Here is a 17,878-nt window from a genome sequence, read left to right as displayed (position 1 = left end):
TCCTGGCGCGCGAGAGCTGCGCCGTTCCTTTGAACATAGGAGAACTACATGGAACGCATCGAACATCACGCCAGCTTTGATGGTTGGCAGGACGTTTATCAGCATGAATCCACGACGCTCGGTTGCACGATGAAGGTCGGCGTCTATCTGCCTCCGCAGGCACAGCACGGCAAGGTGCCGGTGCTGTACTGGCTTTCAGGCCTCACCTGCACCGAGCAGAACTTCATCACCAAGGCCGCCGTCCAGCGCTACGCGGCCGAACATGGCATTGCCGTCGTCGCGCCCGATAGCAGTGCTCGCGGCGAAGGCGTTGCCGACGATCCTGCCTATGACCTCGGACAGGGGGCGGGTTTCTACGTCAACGCCACACAGGAACCCTGGGCTGCGAATCATCGGATGTACGACTACGTCGTGCAGGAATTGCCGGCGCTGATCGAGGCCCACTTTCCCGTGACAGCGGAGCGGAGCATCAGCGGCCATTCCATGGGAGGACACGGCGCTCTGGTCATCGCCCTGCGCAACCCGGGCCGTTATCGAAGCGTCTCGGCCTTCTCGCCCATCGTCGCCCCCACCCAGGTTCCCTGGGGGCACAAGGCCTTCGAGGCGTACCTGGGCAGCGATCGGGAAGTGTGGAAGCAGTACGACACCGTGGAGCTGATTCGCACCGTGCAGGAGCGTTTGCCGTTGCTGGTTGATCAGGGCTTGGGCGACGAGTTCCTGGAGAGCCAGCTTCAGCCCGACCTGCTGCGCAAAGCCTGCGACGAGACGGGGCACCCGCTCACGTTGAATCTGCGCCCAGGCTACGACCACAGCTACTACTTCATTGCCAGCTTCATTGGCGAGCATATGGCACACCACGCATCGGCGCTGAAACGCTGAGAGAGGAGATCAGGTCATGACAAAGACCTCCAAAAACCGACATCACGTCGTCATTATCGGAGCGGGCTTCGGCGGGATCGAGGTTGCCAACCAGCTTGCTGGTGTCGAGGTCGATGTGACGATCATCGATCGGCGCAATCATCACCTGTTCCAACCCTTGCTTTACCAGGTCGCAGGTCCGTCACTTTCGACATCCGAGATCGCCTGGCCTATTCGCTATCTCTTCCGAAATCGCCCGGAAGTGAACACCTTGATGGCGGAAGTGGAAGGTATCGACCAGGACGCGCGTCAGGTCATTCTCAACAATGGAATGCGGCAAACCTACGACACGCTCGTGCTCGCGACAGGTGCTACCCATGCCTACTTCGGACACGACGAATGGGGGGCTTTCGCGCCGGGGTTGAAGACGCTGGAAGATGCCACGACCATTCGGGGCCGAATCCTCGCGGCTTTCGAGGAAGCTGAGCGCACGAGCGATCCTCAGCAGCGTGCCGCGCTGCAGACGTTCGTCATCATCGGTGGTGGTCCCACCGGGGTTGAATTGGCCGGAACCATCGCCGAGCTGGCACGAGACACGCTGGCGCGTGACTTCCGCTCGATCGACCCGAGCACATCGCGGGTTGTACTGATCGAGGCTGGCCCGCGTCTGTTGTCGGTCTTTCCAGAGGATCTTTCGGCCTATACGCGCCAGGCACTCGAAAAACTCGGGGTCGAGGTCGTGCTGGGTACTCCGGTCACCGAATGCTCGGCCGACGGCGTGGTGTATGGCGGCAAGCCCCTTTCGGCCAAGACCATCGTCTGGGCCGCCGGAGTCCAGGCGTCTCCCGCGGCTCGCTGGTTGGGCGCTGCGTCTGATCGTGCTGGTCGAGTGGTCGTTGGCCCTGACCTGACGGTGGCCGGTCGCCCGGAGGTCTTCGCCATCGGCGATACAGCCTCGTGCACCATGGCCGATGGGAAGCCCGTGCCGGGCATCGCCCCGGCCGCCAAACAGCAAGGGAAGTACGTCGCTAACCTGATTGGACGGCGTTTGAAGGGCAAGCCCGCTGACGGGCCTTTCAAATACCGGCATCAGGGGAACCTGGCCACCATCGGCCGCAGCCTGGCGGTGATTGACATGGGGCGGGTGAAGCTGCGTGGTGCCTTTGCGTGGTGGATCTGGAAGCTGGCGCACATCTACTTTCTGATCGGCACGCGAAATCGTCTCAGTGTCGCTTTGAGCTGGGTATGGAACCACAGCATCGGCTACCGCGGCTCTCGCATCATCATGCATGCGATTGCCGACAAAGAGCCCACGGCGTTGGATAAATCCGGCTCTCTGGATTGAGGTGCCCACCTTATCGGAACGTCAACTATCAGAAATGCCAGGGAGAGGAACTTGACCGATCTATTCACGACAAAGCCCAAGCCTCCCTTGGCCGAACTCCTGCGGCCCAAGACGCTGGACGAATTCGTCGGGCAACGGCACTTGCTCGGCCCCGGCAAGCCGCTGCGTCTCGCGTTCGAGGCGGGCAAGTTGCACTCGTTCATCCTCTGGGGGCCGCCAGGCGTGGGCAAGACCACCCTAGGGCGCCTGGCCGCCAGTGCGACCGACAGCCGATTCATCGCCATCTCGGCCGTGCTGGCCGGGGTGAAGGACATCCGGCAAGCCATCGACGAGGCCCAGGCCGAACTGGACAACCATGGTCGATCGACGGTGCTTTTCGTCGATGAGATCCATCGCTTCAACAAGGCGCAGCAGGATGCCCTGCTGCCCCATGTCGAGTCGGGGCTCCTGACCCTGGTGGGGGGGACGACCGAGCATCCGGGGTTGGCGGTCAATTCCGCACTGCTCTCGCGCGCGCAGGTCTATACCCTCGAACCGCTGTCCAGCGACGAACTGAACCAACTCTACGAACGCGCACTGCCGCATCTCCAGGGCGTCACGTTGGACGCGGACGCGCTGGATCTGCTCAAGGGCTTTGCCGATGGCGATGGCAGGCGCTTCCTCAATCTGCTTGAGCAGGTGACGAATGCGGCGTCGGGCGCTGGCAAGACCGTGGTCGATGGCCAGTCCGCCAAGCTGTCCACCAGTCCATCGCTGCGCAGGTTCGACAAGGGCGGTGACGAGTTCTACTGGCAGCTCTCAGCCTTCCACAAGTCGCTACGGGGCTCCGACCCTGATGCGGCCCTGTATTGGCTGGCCCGCATCCTTGACGGTAGCGGCGACGTCAGCCAGGTGACCCGCCGCATGGTGGTAGTGGCCAGCGAAGACATCGGCAATGCCGACCCGCAGGCGCTGCAACTGGCGCTCAATGCCGCGCTGGCTTATGAGAGGCTGGGTTCCCCCGAAGGCGAAATACCGATTGCCCACGCGGCGACCTACCTTGCTGCCGCCCCCAAGTCGAACGCTGCCTATGCCGCCTGGAACAAGGCGAAGACCTTCGTCAAGAACAGCGGCTCCCTGCCTGTGCCTCTCCATCTTCGCAATGCGCCGACGAAGCTGATGCAGCAGATGGGGTATCACGAAGGCTACCGCTACGCTCCTGACGAGCCCAACGGCTACGCCGCTGGGCAAAGCTACTTTCCCGAGGGCGTGGCGCGGCCGGGCTGGTATCAGCCAACGGACAGAGGTGTTGAGCGCAGGCTGGGAGAATGGCTTACTTGGCTGCGCTCGCTGGATGATGGGACGCTGCCAGAGGCGGACGCCTGACCGGTCGCCTCCGAAACCTGCCCATCGTGATCTCACAAACTACAGGATAAGCACATGCCAGCCTCTTCTTTTGGTGAGTCCTCGGCGCATATCAGACGGAGACGCGTTGCCCACTATCTACGCACGGAGTCTGGCGCTGCGGTGCTGCTGGTGATCGTCACGGTTGTGGCGCTCGTGTGGGCGAACTCGCCGCTATCTAACGCCTATTTCGAGTTGTGGCACCTAGACGTCGGGTTCAACTTCGGGCCACTGCGCCTACACATGGATCTGCATCACTGGGTCAACGACGGCCTGATGGTCGTCTTCTTCTTCCTGATCGGACTGGAGGTGCGTCAGGAGTTCGCCCACGGATCGCTCCGTGACCGCAGCCGTGCCCGCCTCGCCCTGATCGCGGGGGTCACGGGAGTCGTGCTTCCCGCGCTGGTGTATGTCCTGATCGTGAAACTAGCCGGAAGTGAGGGCCTGCACGGGTGGGGTGCGGTGGTCGGCACCGATACGGCGTTCATGCTGGGCACCTTGGCGATCGTCGGCCCGCGGCTATCGGGTCAGTTGCGCGTGTTCCTGCTCACCCTGACCGTGGTCGATGACTTCCTCGCAGTGTCCATCATCGGCATCGTCTATAGCGAGGAGATCCGGATCGTCCCGTTGCTTATCGCCCTCGCCAGCCTCGTTGGATTGTGGTTGTTGGGGCGCACCCGCCAGTGGCGGGCGACGCCGTATGTGTTGATCGTGATCGTGCTGTGGTTCGCAACCGTGTATTCCGGCATCCATGCCTCCCTCGCCGGGATGGCCGCGGGGCTGCTGATCCCCGCCTATGCGACGCAACGTCACGGGGTCGTTGCGGCAAGACAGTTGTTCCGTGACTTCTGGCAGTCGCCGAGTGCCGCATCGGCCCGCGCGGTGGACTGCGGGCTGTCCCGGGGTATCTCGGTGAACGAGCGATTGCACGAGTTCCTGCGGCTGCCGACGGCGCTGCTGATCGTGCCGATCTTCGCCTTGGCGAACGCCGGGGTGGACGTGCGTGGCGGGCTGCTCGCCGAGGCCTTTGGCTCGCCAGTCACGTGGGGCGTCATCGCAGGGCTCGTGCTCGGCAAGCTCTTGGGCATCGGGCTCACCACGCTCGTCGCCGTCCGTCTCGGCCTGGGCCGGCTGCCCGAGGGCGTCGGGGTGGGGAGCGTGTTCGGTGGGGCGGCGCTGTCCGGGATCGGCTTCACCGTGTCGCTGCTGATCATCGGGCTCGCGTTCGGCACGACCTCCGACCTGGGCCGCCAGGCGACGGTCGGCGTGCTCGTGTCGATGGTGTTCGCCACGTTGCTCGGGTGGCTGATCTTCAAGGTCGCCGCCCAGCGGTGGGGTGAGAAGACCGCTGACCTGCCGATGGTGCTTGAGCCGCCGGTCGATCCGGAGATCGATCACATCCGCGGGCCGGAGGACGCCCAGCTCACACTCGTCGAGTACGTGGACTTCGAGTGCGCGTACTGTGCGCACGCCACCGGTTCGTGGGACGATCTTCGCGCCCACTTCGGTGACGACCTGCGGTATGTGGTGCGCCATCTGCCGCACCACCCGCACGGGCCGATTGCCGCGCGGGCGTCCGAGGCAGCGGCGAACCAGGGGATGTTCTGGCCGTGGCTGGACTTCGTGTTCACCCGTCAGCATGCGCTGGAGCGCGAGCATCTGATCGGCTACGCCGCCGAGCTTGGGCTCGACGTCGAACGGTTCATCGCGGATCTCGACAGCCCTGCGGTGATCGAGCGTGTCGAGCGCGACCTCGCCAGTGCGGTCGCCAGCGGTGCGCACGCCACGCCGACGTTCTTCGTCGAGGGTCGTCGTCTGCGCGGCAGCTACGACGCCCGCACTGTCACCGCAGTGCTCGAAGCCAGCCGCCGCGGCACCCGAACTCAGGAAGTCCCGTCCTGAGCGGGACGAACTACAGGATAAAAACTTGCCAAACAATTCTTTCGGTGAATCCTCTTGTACCGCTGCGGCCAGCGGCATGGTGGAAGTGCGCGGTGCGCGCGAGAACAACCTCAAGGAGGTGGACGTCTCCATCCCGCGTAACGCGCTGGTGGTGTTCTCGGGTGTCTCCGGCTCCGGCAAGTCCTCGCTGGCCTTCGGCACCATCTATGCCGAGGCCCAGCGACGCTACTTCGAGTCGGTGGCCCCCTATGCGCGGCGACTGATCGAGCAGGCCGGCGTGCCGGACGTCGATGCGATCGACGGCCTGCCGCCGGCGGTGGCGCTGCAGCAGCAGCGGGGCTCCAGCAACGCGCGTTCCTCCGTGGGCAGTGTGACCACCTTGTCCAGCCTGGTGCGGATGATGTATTCGCGCGCCGGCGCCTATCCGGCCAACCAGCCGATGCTGTACGCCGAGGATTTTTCGCCCAACACGCCGCAGGGAGCGTGCCCGACCTGCTACGGCCTGGGCCATGTGTACGAGGTGACCGAGGCCATCATGGTGCCCGATCCCTCCCTGAGCATCCGCGAGCGGGCGATCGCCTCCTGGCCCCCCGCCTGGCAAGGCCAGAACCTGCGCGACATCCTGGTCAGCATGGGCTACGACGTTGACCGACCGTGGAAGGACCTGCCGAAGAAGGATCGCGACTGGATTCTGTTCACCGAGGAAACACCGACGGTGCCGGTGTACGCCGGCTTCACGCCCGCCGAAACCCGCGCCGCGCTCAAGCGCAAGATGGAGCCGAGCTACATGGGCACCTTCACCGGCGCCAGGCGCTACGTGCTGCACACCTTTGCCAACACCCAGAGCGCGTTGATGAGAAAGCGCGTGTCCCGGTTCATGGAGGGCAAACCGTGCCCCACCTGCCACGGCAAGCGGCTCAAGCCCGAGGCGCTGTCGGTCACCTTCGCCGGCGTGGACATCGGCGCGTTCATGCAGATGCCGCTGGACCAGTTGGCGGCCTTGCTCGAACCCATCGCCCAGGGCGATTTCCGCGCCCATGCAGCGGGGGCGGCTACGGACAAGGAAGCGACCCGACGCGACCGTGCCGAACGCGCGGCCTCCGGCCGCGCCGTCCATGCGGTATCGCCCGACGTGCGCCGCACCTCGGCGCTATCGGAAGAAAAGCGCCTCGCCGCGCAGCGCCTGGCCGGTGGCGTGATGGCACGCCTGCGCCAACTGCGTGGGCTGGGCCTGGGCTACCTGACGCTGGACCGGGCCACGCCGACGCTTTCGGCCGGCGAGTTGCAGCGCCTGCGGCTGGCCACGCAATTGAGTTCCCTGCTGTTCGGTGTCGTGTACGTGCTCGACGAGCCCTCCGCGGGCCTGCACCCCTCCGATAGCCAGGCCCTGTACGACGCGCTCGACCGGCTGCGCGACGCCGGCAACTCGGTGTTCGTGGTGGAGCACGACTTGGACCTGATGCGCCGCGCGCAATGGCTGGTGGATGTCGGGCCGGATGCTGGGGAGCGTGGCGGCCGCGTGCTCTACAGCGGCGAGCCGGATGGCCTGCGCAAGATTGCCGAATCGCGTACTGCACGCTACCTGTTCGATGAGATCCCCGCGCCGGGAAGCCGGGCACGCGAAGCGACCGGCTGGCTGGAGCTGCAGGACATTCACCGCCACAACCTGCATGGCGTGAATGCGCGCATTCCGCTGGGCGTGCTGACGGCCGTCACCGGCATCTCCGGCTCGGGCAAGTCCAGCCTCGTCGCGCAGGCCCTGCCGGAGCTGGTGCTGCTGCACCTGGGCCACGAGCCGGAAGACGATGTAGCCGAAAGCGCCACCAGCGAAGGGCCGGCAGTGATCGAAGCGACCGGCGGCCATCTGGCGGGCGACGTGGACGCCGTACAGCGTCTGGTGCAGGTGGACCAGAAACCGATCGGGCGCACGCCGCGGTCGAACCTGGCCACCTACACGGGCCTGTTCGACCATGTGCGCAAGCTGTTCGCTGCCACGCCCGATGCTCGACGCCGCCGCTATGATGCCGGACGGTTCTCGTTCAACGTCGCCAAGGGGCGCTGCGAGACTTGCGAGGGCGAGGGTTTCGTTAGCGTGGAACTGCTGTTCATGCCCAGCGTGTACGCGCCGTGCCCGACCTGCCATGGCGCGCGCTACAACGAGGCCACGCTGAAGGTGCAGTGGAACGGGCGCAACATCGCCGAGGTGCTGCAGATGACCGTGGACGAGGCCAGCGAATTCTTCGCGGGTGAAGACGCGGTGGCAAGGCCCCTGCAACTGCTGCGCGACATCGGACTGGGCTATCTGCGCCTGGGACAACCAGCCACTGAGCTTTCCGGTGGCGAGGCGCAGCGCATCAAGCTGGCGACCGAGCTTCAGCGCAGCCAGCGCGGCCGAAGCCTGTACGTGCTCGACGAGCCGACTACCGGGCTGCATGCGTCGGACGCCGACCGGCTGCTGGTGCAGTTGCAGCGCCTGGTCGATGCCGGCAATACCGTAGTGATGATCGAACACGATATGCGCGCGGTGGCCCAGGCCGATTGGGTGATCGACGTGGGGCCTGGTGCAGGCGCTGCCGGCGGCAGCATCGTGGTGGCGGGCTCCCCTCAGCAGGTGGCCCGAACGTCTGGCAGCAGAACCGCTCCGTTCCTTGCACAGGAGTTGGCGCGGGCCGAGTAGCTCAGTTCGCCAAATGTTGCCAATTTTCGCGGGGCATTGATCGTCGCCACACGACGGTGGCGATCAATGCCCGAATCGCGTCATCCTTCCTGAGTCAGAGCAAGATAGGGATTGTTGGGCGGTATTTCGGCGAGTGCCAAGGACCCATCTTCGAGGAGGTAGCCATGCAGTCGGCGGGACTTCCTCGGGCCCGTGACTTCACAGGTCCAAATGTTCAGGCCATTGGGCTGCTTTCGATGTAGCTGCAGCTTCTCGAAGCGCTTCTGCACCCACTGCCAATCCTGTTGATTCTCCTGCTTGGCGAGTGCGGCCACTTCGGGATGCTCCTGCGCATAGCGTTGGAACACACCCGGGCTGACCAGGTAGGCCGTCTCATTCACCGTATGCACGAGTGCCTTCGCGTCGTTGATGATGAGCCGTCGTGAGGCGATTCCCTGCTTCAGCCAAACCATGAACTGTTCCCCGGATGGCTTCGTTGCCGATGACCCAGGCGTAGGCGCGGGTGCAGGTGCAGGCGATGGAATGGACGTCGCGGCTGTTGCTGGCGCGGGGGTGTGGAGGAACTCCTCGGCATCCTGGCCAACGCCGGCCGACTCACCCAAGCCCACCATCGCGAGCAAATCCTCCATGACGTCGGGCACGGGCTGGGCTGCGGGCGGTGAAACGATGGTGGTGCTGTCGCCCTCCCAAATCGGAGGCTCTTGACCTCCCTGCGCTGGGTTCACCGAGACGGTAGGCGCGGGAGCCGACATGCAGGCGTCGTTTTCCGCGGGCGTCGCGTCGATCTCTACCGTGCCCGCGAAAGGTGCTGGTCGCTCGCCAGACTCCCAGATCAGCGCGGGAGCGAGACGCAACAGGGTGAACGAATGGGACCAGCCGGTCGTGCTGGTCACGGTCGCGCGCCAGACCGCTTTGCCGTCCGAGGTGGGCTGGAGCATGCCGTGGTCTTGCAGCACGTTGAACACGGCGGTGTTGTTCGCAGGAATGCCATCGATCCCCTGAGACAGGAGGTGTGCGCGCAGTTTGTCCGAAACCGTCTTGCTCACCAGCCACAAACCATCCTCGGTGAGCCAGCCATCGGAGGCTTCCGGCTGGTTCAGCTTCAACTCTTCCTTGAGCAGATAACGCAGCCCGTCGAGCAGCTTGCGTTGCAGTGCGTGCTTGGGTGCTGCCATGACGCGGGCCGGATCACCACCCAGCTCCTGAGCCACAGAAGCGCGATCAGCCTGCACGACAAGCTCGCCCAGGACCCCGGCATGCTCGTACTGTCCGGCCAAGACGTAGAGCAGCGGGGCCCATAGCGCCGGGTAGCCACTGAGCCAGTCCAAGACGTGCCGATCGAGCAGTTGGCGGTAGAGCAGACCTGTTGCAGCACTATGCAAGCGGTATTCACGATCCTCACGATAGCGGAAGCGGTACGGCTGGAGCAGCGGCCCGTGCCAGGGATGCCAGGTGTTGCCGTCGGCGAGTTCGACGTGCAGATCGACAGCGATCTTGCCGATGTCGTGCAGTAGTGCCGCGTAGGCGACGGCGGCGGTCCAGGCCTCGGACTGCGCCGCCTGGTCCTCGGGGCTGGCACCGATGGGCAGCAGATGGGACTGGCGCAGCTTCAGGCTGTAGGCGACGATTTCCAGGCCGTGGTCGAGCATGCCGCCCGGGTAAGCGTGATGGTGGCTTTCGGAAGCGGGAAATTGCTGGACCAGCTCGGCATATCGTTCCAGCGGCGTGCGGTACAGGGTGACGAACTGCTTGCGCGAGAGGGAGGTGCGCTGCCAGATGTATTCCAGCAGCTTCTGCCGGCGCGGCGTGGCCAGCAGCGATGCGGCCGACTCGGGCCGCAGCAGCCCTTTCGGGAGATCGAGGGCGGGCGCTGGCGACGGAGCGGCAGCGACCGGAGGTCGTTTCCGCTGGAACAGAAAGAGCATGCGGGTGTCCTGGTGGTGGGCCGAGCGGGGGGCCTTTTCGCCTTTTCGAGGTAGGGCCTTTCCCCTTGCACCCCATTCCCTTGCCCTTTCGGCCCTTTAGCCTTTAACCATTTGGGTATAGGGCGTGGGGCATTGACCGTCCACGGCCAATGCGAGGTTCGGCGGGCCGGATTGATGCGTGAAGGCTTGGTGTTCCCGCCCTACGATGGGCCGATTCTTGGACTCGGGAGGACGCCATGAGACCCCATATTGACATGGTAAGGAATATTCCTTACCATCAGGGCATCGCTATTAGGAGAACGGCCATGCCTGCCATTCATGAAGTTGCCACGCTGACCTCCAAAGGCCAGATCACGCTGCCCAAGCCCATCCGGCAGGCGCTCGGTGTCGATGCCGGCGGCAAGGTTGCGTTCGACCTGCGTGACGGAGAAGTCGTCGTGACCCGTGCCGACGCCGAGCACGAGGACCCCGCCATCGGTGCGTTCCTGAGTCTGCTGGCCCGCGACATCGAGGCGGGCCGGAACGTCCATGGTCTGCCCGAGGATCTAACTCGCGCCATGCTGGAGCAAGCGGGTCACGGCGTGAAGCTGGACGAGGAAATCGACGGCGAAGTGGAACTCTGATGCAACGGCATGGCTGGGCATTGCTGTTCCACGACTGTGTGATCGAGCAGTTGCAGAAGCTGCACGCAGCCGCACGGCGCGCGCAGGAGAACGACCCGGAGGGCTTCGAGTCCAACGCCAACGTCAAGCTCTTCCGGGCCTTGAACCAGTTGATATTAGATGTGGTGCCCGGTGATCCGGCACGCGACGAGTACCGCCAGGGCAACACCCTGGGGCTGGCCCACCGGCACTGGCGAAGGGCCAAGATCGGAAGGCGGTTCCGGTTGTTCTTCCGGTACGACTCGAAGGCCAAGGTCATCGTGTACGCCTGGGTCAATGATGAGCAGACCTTGCGGTCTTCGGGGAGCAAGTCAGATCCCTATGCCGTGTTCGAGAAAATGCTCGGACGTGGAAATCCACCAGACGATTGGAACGTATTGGTGCAGGCAAGCAAGCAGGATTGGAGCAAACTGGAATAGGCATTCCTCATGTAGCAGGAGACGACCATGAACACGACAACCCGCATCAGCACCGCAGAACGCCTCGGCCGCAGCGTTGGCCGTGGATGGCGCGCCTATGCGCGCGGCGAGCGAAGGTTGTCGTGTTGGCTCGCCTCCAAGGGGATGCCGCTTGCCGGGGCCACCGTGCTCGTATGGGTAGTGAAGCTGGTCGCGCTGGGATTGCTGTTCTACGCCGCGTTCTGGCTGGCGTTGGTGCTTCTGGTTGGGGTTGCCGCAGCATGGACGGCCAGCAATTCGACGGTCAATGATGATCGCTGGACGCAACCGGACGAACTGCGAAACGGCGAGGCAGGCTTTGGCCTGTATTCGTCCAGCGGTCAGCGGATCGACCCGCACGACCCGAACGATCCGTTCAACGACTGAAATGGGCGACCGATCAAAGCACCTTGCCGGTAACCTTGTTTACGCCTGATCCCGCGCTGTCGCGTGCTTCCTTGGAACCGACAGCCAGGTTCTGAGCGATTACCCCGGCTTTTACTCCGACCCACCCAAGCGCTGCCACCCAGAAAGTCGGCAGGACCAAGAACATCGTGCCGGTGACGAACATCAAAAGCATGTCGCCGAAGGCATTGTTCAGCCCCACCAGCGGGTCGAAGTTGGTATGCGGCCGGTTCCAGCCAAAGCCCCACCCGTAGAGCGCATCGAGGATGGTGCTGTCGATCCAGCGTGCGAGCTGAAACCAGAAGTCCGTGAAGAACAGCGCGAACTGGACGGTGCTGACGGTGACGACCATCTTCAGGTCATAGGTGCCCACGACCAGCACTAGCGGAATGCAGATCACGAGCGCCATCTTGAGCAGCGCGAGCACCATGGGCAGTGCTTGGCGCACTACGTCCATTGCCGGGAAGGCGGCGAGAGCCCCAACCGCCAAGCCAACATCGCTGGTGGCACGGTTGACGACATTGGGCAATGTCTTGTCGATCTGACCGCCGTAGTCCGTATAGACGCTGCCTTGGTTCAATTTCTGCTGCCGCGGTGACGCGATGGCGCGGATCACGGAGTCGTCCACCTCGGCCCGGCTCAGGAATCCAGCCCAGCCCGCCAGGCGATTCAGCAGGCTTGGGTCCACTTGCCCCAGCAGCCGCGCGCGCAGTCCGTTACTGCCGTCGGACCACCACTGCCTGCAGGTCGGGTAGCCGCCACCATTGGCAACCTGCGCAAGCCCAGCGTCGCGGGTGTCGTCATAGGGCCATGCCTCGCGCGCCGTGCTAGAGCGGTAGCTGTCGTAGTAACCGCCCGTGTCCGTGAAAAACCTCGAACCGATCCAGGTCACATCGTTCATCTGCGTTTCGTCCAGCTCCGGCCGCGCCATGAACAATTTGGCGCGAGCCGGTCCATAGCAATCGTGCGTGAAATCCGCCACTTCTTGGGCCAGCACCGGGTCGTCGATGCGTGTGGCATCGATCTCCATCCGCATCTGCCGCAGATCCGTGCCGCACGGGATCGCAGCCACCGAGGCGCTCGTGACGGCGCGCGAAAGCGCGTGCATGAAAGCCCACCAGACCGGAACCTTCGCCGACTGGTTGTTGATGGTGCTGAAGGACTGCGACCAGCCAGTTTGCGCGGGCTGCGGCACGCTGACCTGGCACTGCGCCGAGCGCGAGCTGTCGTACTGGATAGTGCTGAGGTCGACGTCGATGAACGGAATGCCGGCGAACATCACGACCACGATGGCCACAAATACTCGGTTCTCGATGCGCGCCGCCGAGAGCACGCCCTTGTTGCCTTCGTCGGCGCCCTCCGCTCTGGCCTTGAGCCATTCCTGGATGACGATCGCCACAAAGGGCAGCGCAAACACCCCGCTGGACACCAGCACGGCCCAGATGCCGTTGTTGACGATCCAGGACACGAGGGTGAGGTAGTACTCCAGGTAGTCGGTCGTGAAAAGCGTCATTGCCTCGATCTCCCCTCAAGCGGCCTGCATCAACAGGCTGGCTTCGAGCGCCACAATGGCAAGGACGCCGGCGACCTCTGCGCGGATCAGCCGACGTCGCGCCTGCGTGCTGTCTTCGCGGGCCAGCAGCCGACGGCGCATCCAGACCCATCCATAGGCCGTACCGCCGTACAGGCACAGTCGCCAGATGAAGAAATACCCTGCGGACGCCGCCAGCCACCGCTCCCAGGCCGCGACACTGCCGACCAGGTAGATGCCCGCGACGTTGGCCCCTACGGCGGCGGCCACGACCAGCACAAGCCATAGCAGGGTTTTCGCCGCGTGCCGGCTGAACAGCCAGCGTAGTGGACGCCAAGTCATGCGAGCCTCGCTCATGGCCGACCTCCCGGATTGCCCTTCTGGAGTTGGTCGAGACGGTCGGGCACCGGATCGCCCTCGTAGATGCCGCGCGAACCCGAAGCGCGCGTGCTATGGCGCTGAATGATGGCCATCGGCGAGTTGTTGGCCAGCTCGCGGCGCAGTTCCAGTTCCGTTTTGAGGTTCTGGATCTCGCGGTCGAGCGTATCGCTCTCCTTGTTCACGGCCTCCACCGCAAGCTCGTTGGCCGCGACGTTGGGCTCTTTCTTGCCCGTGAGCAGCGTGCGCTGTAGCAACAGCGCCTTCTCCAGCACGGAGGACAGCGCGACCTCGGACGCCAGGCGCTGCGACAGCAGGTGCTGGTCCGGCTCGTCACGCAGCGCCTCGATCACGCCGCGGGTGATGGGCAGCGATGCACTGCCAGCCTCGCGCAGGTTCTCGGGCGTCGTGTTCTTCGCCTTGGACACCAGATCCTGGAGCGCCTGCAGCTTGGCGTCGTATTCTTCTTGGATCAACGGCGTCAGCCCTACGCCGGGCGTCGTCTCGGTCTTGGTGCAGGCATCGCAAGTGCGCTGTTCCTTCTCGCCGAGTACGCGCGTGGCCCACTCGACGGCGGCCTGCGGCGAGGTCCAGGTCTGGCACGAGAGACTGCTGCAACTGGTCGGTGCGATGGACGATGTATCGGTCACGCCGCGGCCGTTGACCAGGTTGTAGCCGGCGCGGGTGACATCGCCGACGACCTTGATCGCGGGCTGGCCGGAGCCTCCCGCGTTGCTGCCCCCGACCCACGGCACACCGTCATTGCCGCGGCGCGTCTCGGCCTGCTCGACGGCCGAGACCGCATCCGTGCTCGACACCGCATCGCGCAGCGCCAAGCCTTCTGCCATCTGGCTCCAGCCGAGCTGCCCGCCCGCCGTCTCGGCCATCCTCTCCGCCATGGCACGGCACGTCAGCTTGGAGCGGTCGAAATCGAGCCGTGCCTGCAACACGCCATTGGTGAGCAGGTTGTAGAGGCCGGGATCGGCCCGCTGAATGATCAGTGCCGGCAACGACGCCACCGCGCTGGTGGCGCTTTGGATCACCGATGACATGATTTGCTGGAAGCCGTTGGTGACGCCGTTGAGCTGATTCTTCAACGTGGTCTGGATGCTCATGTCACCGCAGATCAAGTTGCTGTTCCAGCCCACGCCGACCCCGAGAGAGCGCATGCCAGCCGCACGTCCCATCGACACGGCGTTTCCGCCGCCGATCGAGTACATGACGTCATCGCCGATGACACTGCCGCCGGTCTGGTAGCCCAGTTGGCTCCAGGCCACACCGCTCGTCAGCGCGAGCGCACCGGCCACCGCCATGACGATCCTCGTGCGACGTACCCGGCGGGAGAACGGATTGAATGCAGGACGGAACTTCATGGCACCACCTCAGAGGAAATCGACGCTGCCGAGAAACACCTGGCCCCGGCGTTCGCAGCACGCATAGGGCCGCCACAGCGCCCAGGCGTAATCGCCTTGCCGGGCCTGTGTCAGGGCGCCGCTGCGCGGGAAGACCGAGCAGGACGAGGACAGGACTGGCGTGAGTTCCTGCCACTTGCCCGTCGAGGCATCGCTCTCCATGAGCGCGCCAGCCGGCCAGTAGCCATCGCGGGAGTTGGCGAGCAGCGGCTGATAAACGTGGATCTGTCCCCGGCGCGTGACGACATCGCCTGCGCGCTGGGCCACCACTGCACTGGCCTTGTGGTCGTCGGTCTGGTGCAGGAAACCCCCGCGGGGATACACGTTGCCCCAGAGGTTCATCGTGGTGCGTGCACCGACCTCACGCATGCCGGGAATTAGCGCCTCCGGGTAGGCCATCTCGGGCACGTTGTAGCGCCAGGCCAGCGTGTCCAGGGTGCCGAGCAAGTACGGCATGAACGCCGTGCCCGCACCCTCGCAGAAGTAGCCCGAGGACGACACGAACTGGTTGAACACCTCGACGCCCGGGTGCCCGATGACGTCCGCGTTCTTGAACTTGGCGAGGTTGTTTTCGTGGTCCTCGTTCGTCGTTCCGTCCCCGCCGGTTTGGGCGGATGGGTTGGGCGTGCTCATCGGCCGGACTTCGATCCAGGGGTTTTCGCCGGTGTTGCTGTAGCTGGAGACGATCGCATCGGGGATGTAGTGGCGGACCTTGATGGACGTGCGTACCGTACAGCCCGTCCAGGTGCAGTAGAGCCAGTAGCAGATCCCGACGACGCGGTATTCGAGGCAGTCTGGCGATGCCACCGAGCCGACGATGGTTGCGGTGTTGAGCGCGTAGCTGCCCGTGGCGCTGAGCAGCAGAACGGACGCCACGCCAGCACGCAGGCGGCGCATCAGGTCGAATGGGCGGGTCACGGCTGGGCCCTCCAGTGCTGCTCGATGCGAGCGACTGCGCGGGCCACATCCGGTTCGCCATAGACGACGTAGCGTTGATCCACCACGACGGCCGGGATGCTGGTGATGCCCAGGCTCCACGCGTCGGTGACGCCCTGGTAGGCGGAAGCGATGCGGCGTTGGAGATCGGTGCCGCCGCTGTTCAGTCGGCGCTTGACGATGGCGGTCGCCTGCTCGGGTTCGGCGGGCAGTTCCGCAGAAAGCTCCGCTTCGATCCGGTGCGCTTCGTCCAGCTCGATCAGCCGCTCGCCGCCCATGGTCTTGACCGGATGGCGGCTGTCGGTGATGACCAGCACATCGGCAGCGAATGTGGCCGGACTAAAGACACCCAAGGACACCGGCAGTGCAACGGCCAGGCCAAGGGCTCGCCAGCTTGGCGCGAACCTGGGAAAAGATGCTGGCATGACACGTGCCCCGGAAGTTGATCAGGGCCATAGTCAAACGCCGAATCCGGTGCAGCCCCCACAAACAATGCGCATCGCGGACACCCCGCATACCTGCTTGCTTCGGGGCAAGGAAGAAACGGAGGCCGAAGCCCCCGTTGTGATCAATGAACGATGCGCTACAGCAAGCTGTGCTCCGCGAAGGAGTACGGAATCCCCTGGCCAACGATGATGTGATCCAGTACCCGAACATCGATCAGCGCCAGCGCTGCCTGCAGTTGCTGGGTCAGCGCACGATCGGCGCTCGACGGCTCAGTGACACCCGAGGGGTGCTGGTGCGCGAAGACCACTGCGGCGGCTTTCAGCTCCAATACACGCTGCACGACGACACGGGGATAGACCGCAGTCGAATTGATCGTGCCCCTGAACATCGGCTCGTAGGCCAACACTTGGTGCATGCTGTCCAGGAAAACGATTGCGAATACCTCGTTGGGCTCAGCGACCAGTTTTAGACGCAGGTAGTCCCGCACGGCGGCCGGTCGGCTGAGGCACGGTCCGACTTTGAAGATCCGTCTCTCCAGCAGCGCGATAGCCTGCTGGATGATCCAGTCCTCACGCTGGGCTGCGACAGCGGAAAGCGACTCCACGCAGGAGTCATTGACGACGAGAGACATGGCGAACCTCCGGATGATGAGATCAGAGGGCGCACGCCCTGGGAGGGCAAGCCCTCCTGGGGATGAGAACAACGGAACAAGGTGCATCCACCACCACGCAGAGGTGATTGTTCGCGGCCAGGATGCGGAGCGAACGGGGAGCGGTCAGCGCAGAAGACTGCGCCGTAGCCTCAAGGACCGCGGGCTACCTGGGCATGTCGCCGACAACGTCGGCAGGCATTTCGGTGGCGGGTGTGGCGGGTGGTTCATCAGCGGACAGCATGTCCATGGCCGACAGCAAGGCATCGCCTTCGATCGGTCCCTGCAGCAGGATGGACTGACCCGTCTGGCGATCGAGCAGGCGCAGCGACGGCGTGGCCGTCACGCCGCTTTTCGTGGCTTCCGCGGCCTGGGCGCGGATGGCCGCGTCGACCCGCTCGCTTGCCATGCACTGCTCGACGGCCGGCGTCGATTCGGGGTAGCGCAGGCCATCGGGCAGTCCCAGGCCGTCGCTGCGCGTGTGGGCATAGACCCACTCGACGGCTCGCCAGAAGGCAGCATGCCCGCCGGCTTCGGCGACGCACTCGACCAGACGCGCCTCGGCCAACGCGGCCGGCTCGTGCGCAGCCAGCGGCTGGTGATGCCATTGCAGGGTCACGTCGGCGTTGCTGCCGACCCAGCGCTTGAGCTGCGGGAAGTACTCCCGGCAGAACGGACATTCCAGATCGGCATAGAGCGTCAGTGTGAAACGGCCCTCGGGGTTGCCCATTTTCCAGGGCGGCCCGGCCATCTGCGCCGTGCTAGCCGGCGTGGGCGACTGCGATGAGGATTCGCCGGGCGACCGGGACACGAGCCAGATCAGCAGCAGCGCGACCAGCGCAGCAGTCAAGGCCCAAGGCCAGCGGGGCCGCCTGTGGCGACGGCGGAACGCCTGGACTTGTATCGGAATGGAAGGACGCTTCTGCTCCAT

At 64.6% G+C, this 17,878-nt stretch carries 16 protein-coding genes; 8 read left to right on the top strand and 8 right to left on the bottom strand.

What is annotated here, in order from left to right; translation table 11 throughout:
- Positions 1-48: 48 nt before the first annotated feature.
- The 5 genes from fghA to WD006_RS08345 are packed head-to-tail and all read left to right on the top strand — an operon-like array spanning position 49 to position 8,165.
- Entirely contained in the window at positions 49-879 is an 831-nt protein-coding gene (fghA, locus tag WD006_RS08365) for an S-formylglutathione hydrolase (RefSeq protein ID WP_011871465.1), read from the top strand.
- A gap of 16 nt (positions 880-895) precedes the next feature.
- Positions 896-2,203, top strand: a complete 1,308-nt coding sequence (locus WD006_RS08360) for an NAD(P)/FAD-dependent oxidoreductase (protein ID WP_425648194.1) — start codon at positions 896-898, stop codon at positions 2,201-2,203.
- Positions 2,204-2,254: 51 nt separating this feature from the next.
- Positions 2,255-3,568: a replication-associated recombination protein A gene (locus WD006_RS08355; protein WP_023106336.1), complete on the top strand. Its 1,314-nt coding sequence runs from the start codon at positions 2,255-2,257 to the stop codon at positions 3,566-3,568.
- Positions 3,569-3,622: 54 nt separating this feature from the next.
- On the top strand, positions 3,623-5,488 hold the full coding sequence (gene nhaA / locus WD006_RS08350; protein WP_011871462.1) for a Na+/H+ antiporter NhaA: 1,866 nt from the start codon (positions 3,623-3,625) through the stop codon (positions 5,486-5,488).
- Between the two features lie 25 nt (positions 5,489-5,513).
- Complete coding sequence (locus WD006_RS08345; RefSeq protein ID WP_020924950.1) at positions 5,514-8,165, top strand: excinuclease ABC subunit UvrA; 2,652 nt, start codon at positions 5,514-5,516, stop codon at positions 8,163-8,165.
- Between the two features lie 80 nt (positions 8,166-8,245).
- On the opposite strand, the gene mobH is transcribed toward WD006_RS08345, so the two are convergent.
- Complete coding sequence (gene mobH / locus WD006_RS08340) at positions 8,246-10,090, bottom strand: MobH family relaxase (RefSeq protein ID WP_009876620.1); 1,845 nt, start codon at positions 10,088-10,090, stop codon at positions 8,246-8,248.
- 305 nt (positions 10,091-10,395) lie between these two features.
- On the opposite strand from mobH, the gene WD006_RS08335 reads away from it, so the two are divergent.
- From WD006_RS08335 to WD006_RS08325, 3 genes are read left to right on the top strand one after another with little or no spacing between them, the layout of a single operon-like run.
- A complete protein-coding gene (locus tag WD006_RS08335) occupies positions 10,396-10,713 on the top strand; it encodes a type II toxin-antitoxin system PrlF family antitoxin (RefSeq protein WP_009876619.1) in 318 nt (105 codons plus the stop codon).
- Positions 10,713-11,171, top strand: a complete 459-nt coding sequence (locus WD006_RS08330) for a type II toxin-antitoxin system YhaV family toxin (protein WP_009876618.1) — start codon at positions 10,713-10,715, stop codon at positions 11,169-11,171. The genes WD006_RS08335 and WD006_RS08330 overlap by 1 nt, the downstream gene beginning before the upstream one ends.
- Before the next feature lie 27 nt (positions 11,172-11,198).
- On the top strand, positions 11,199-11,576 hold the full coding sequence (locus WD006_RS08325; RefSeq protein ID WP_011871459.1) for a DUF3742 family protein: 378 nt from the start codon (positions 11,199-11,201) through the stop codon (positions 11,574-11,576).
- Between the two features lie 13 nt (positions 11,577-11,589).
- Here WD006_RS08325 and WD006_RS08320 read toward each other — a convergent pair whose 3' ends face one another.
- From WD006_RS08320 to WD006_RS08290, 7 genes are all read right to left on the bottom strand, one after another.
- Positions 11,590-13,107, bottom strand: a complete 1,518-nt coding sequence (locus WD006_RS08320) for a conjugal transfer protein TraG N-terminal domain-containing protein (protein ID WP_009876616.1) — start codon at positions 13,105-13,107, stop codon at positions 11,590-11,592.
- Positions 13,108-13,122: 15 nt separating this feature from the next.
- Positions 13,123-13,482: a hypothetical protein gene (locus WD006_RS08315; protein WP_009876615.1), complete on the bottom strand. Its 360-nt coding sequence runs from the start codon at positions 13,480-13,482 to the stop codon at positions 13,123-13,125.
- Entirely contained in the window at positions 13,479-14,816 is a 1,338-nt protein-coding gene (locus tag WD006_RS08310; RefSeq protein WP_009876614.1) for an integrating conjugative element protein, read from the bottom strand. Before WD006_RS08310 ends, WD006_RS08315 begins: the two co-directional genes overlap by 4 nt.
- A gap of 69 nt (positions 14,817-14,885) precedes the next feature.
- On the bottom strand, positions 14,886-15,833 hold the full coding sequence (locus WD006_RS08305) for a TIGR03756 family integrating conjugative element protein (RefSeq protein ID WP_009876613.1): 948 nt from the start codon (positions 15,831-15,833) through the stop codon (positions 14,886-14,888).
- Positions 15,830-16,276, bottom strand: a complete 447-nt coding sequence (locus tag WD006_RS08300) for a TIGR03757 family integrating conjugative element protein (protein WP_011871456.1) — start codon at positions 16,274-16,276, stop codon at positions 15,830-15,832. Before WD006_RS08300 ends, WD006_RS08305 begins: the two co-directional genes overlap by 4 nt.
- A 158-nt stretch (positions 16,277-16,434) precedes the next feature.
- On the bottom strand, positions 16,435-16,929 hold the full coding sequence (locus WD006_RS08295) for a JAB domain-containing protein (RefSeq protein ID WP_009876611.1): 495 nt from the start codon (positions 16,927-16,929) through the stop codon (positions 16,435-16,437).
- 184 nt (positions 16,930-17,113) lie between these two features.
- Entirely contained in the window at positions 17,114-17,878 is a 765-nt protein-coding gene (locus WD006_RS08290; protein WP_011871455.1) for a DsbA family protein, read from the bottom strand.

It is taken from the genome of Cupriavidus sp. Met-2 (assembly GCF_049843575.1).
GTDB lineage: Bacteria > Pseudomonadota > Gammaproteobacteria > Burkholderiales > Burkholderiaceae > Cupriavidus > Cupriavidus metallidurans.
Note: the sequence above shows the minus strand (reverse complement) of the source record. Positions and strands in the feature narration are given on the sequence as shown.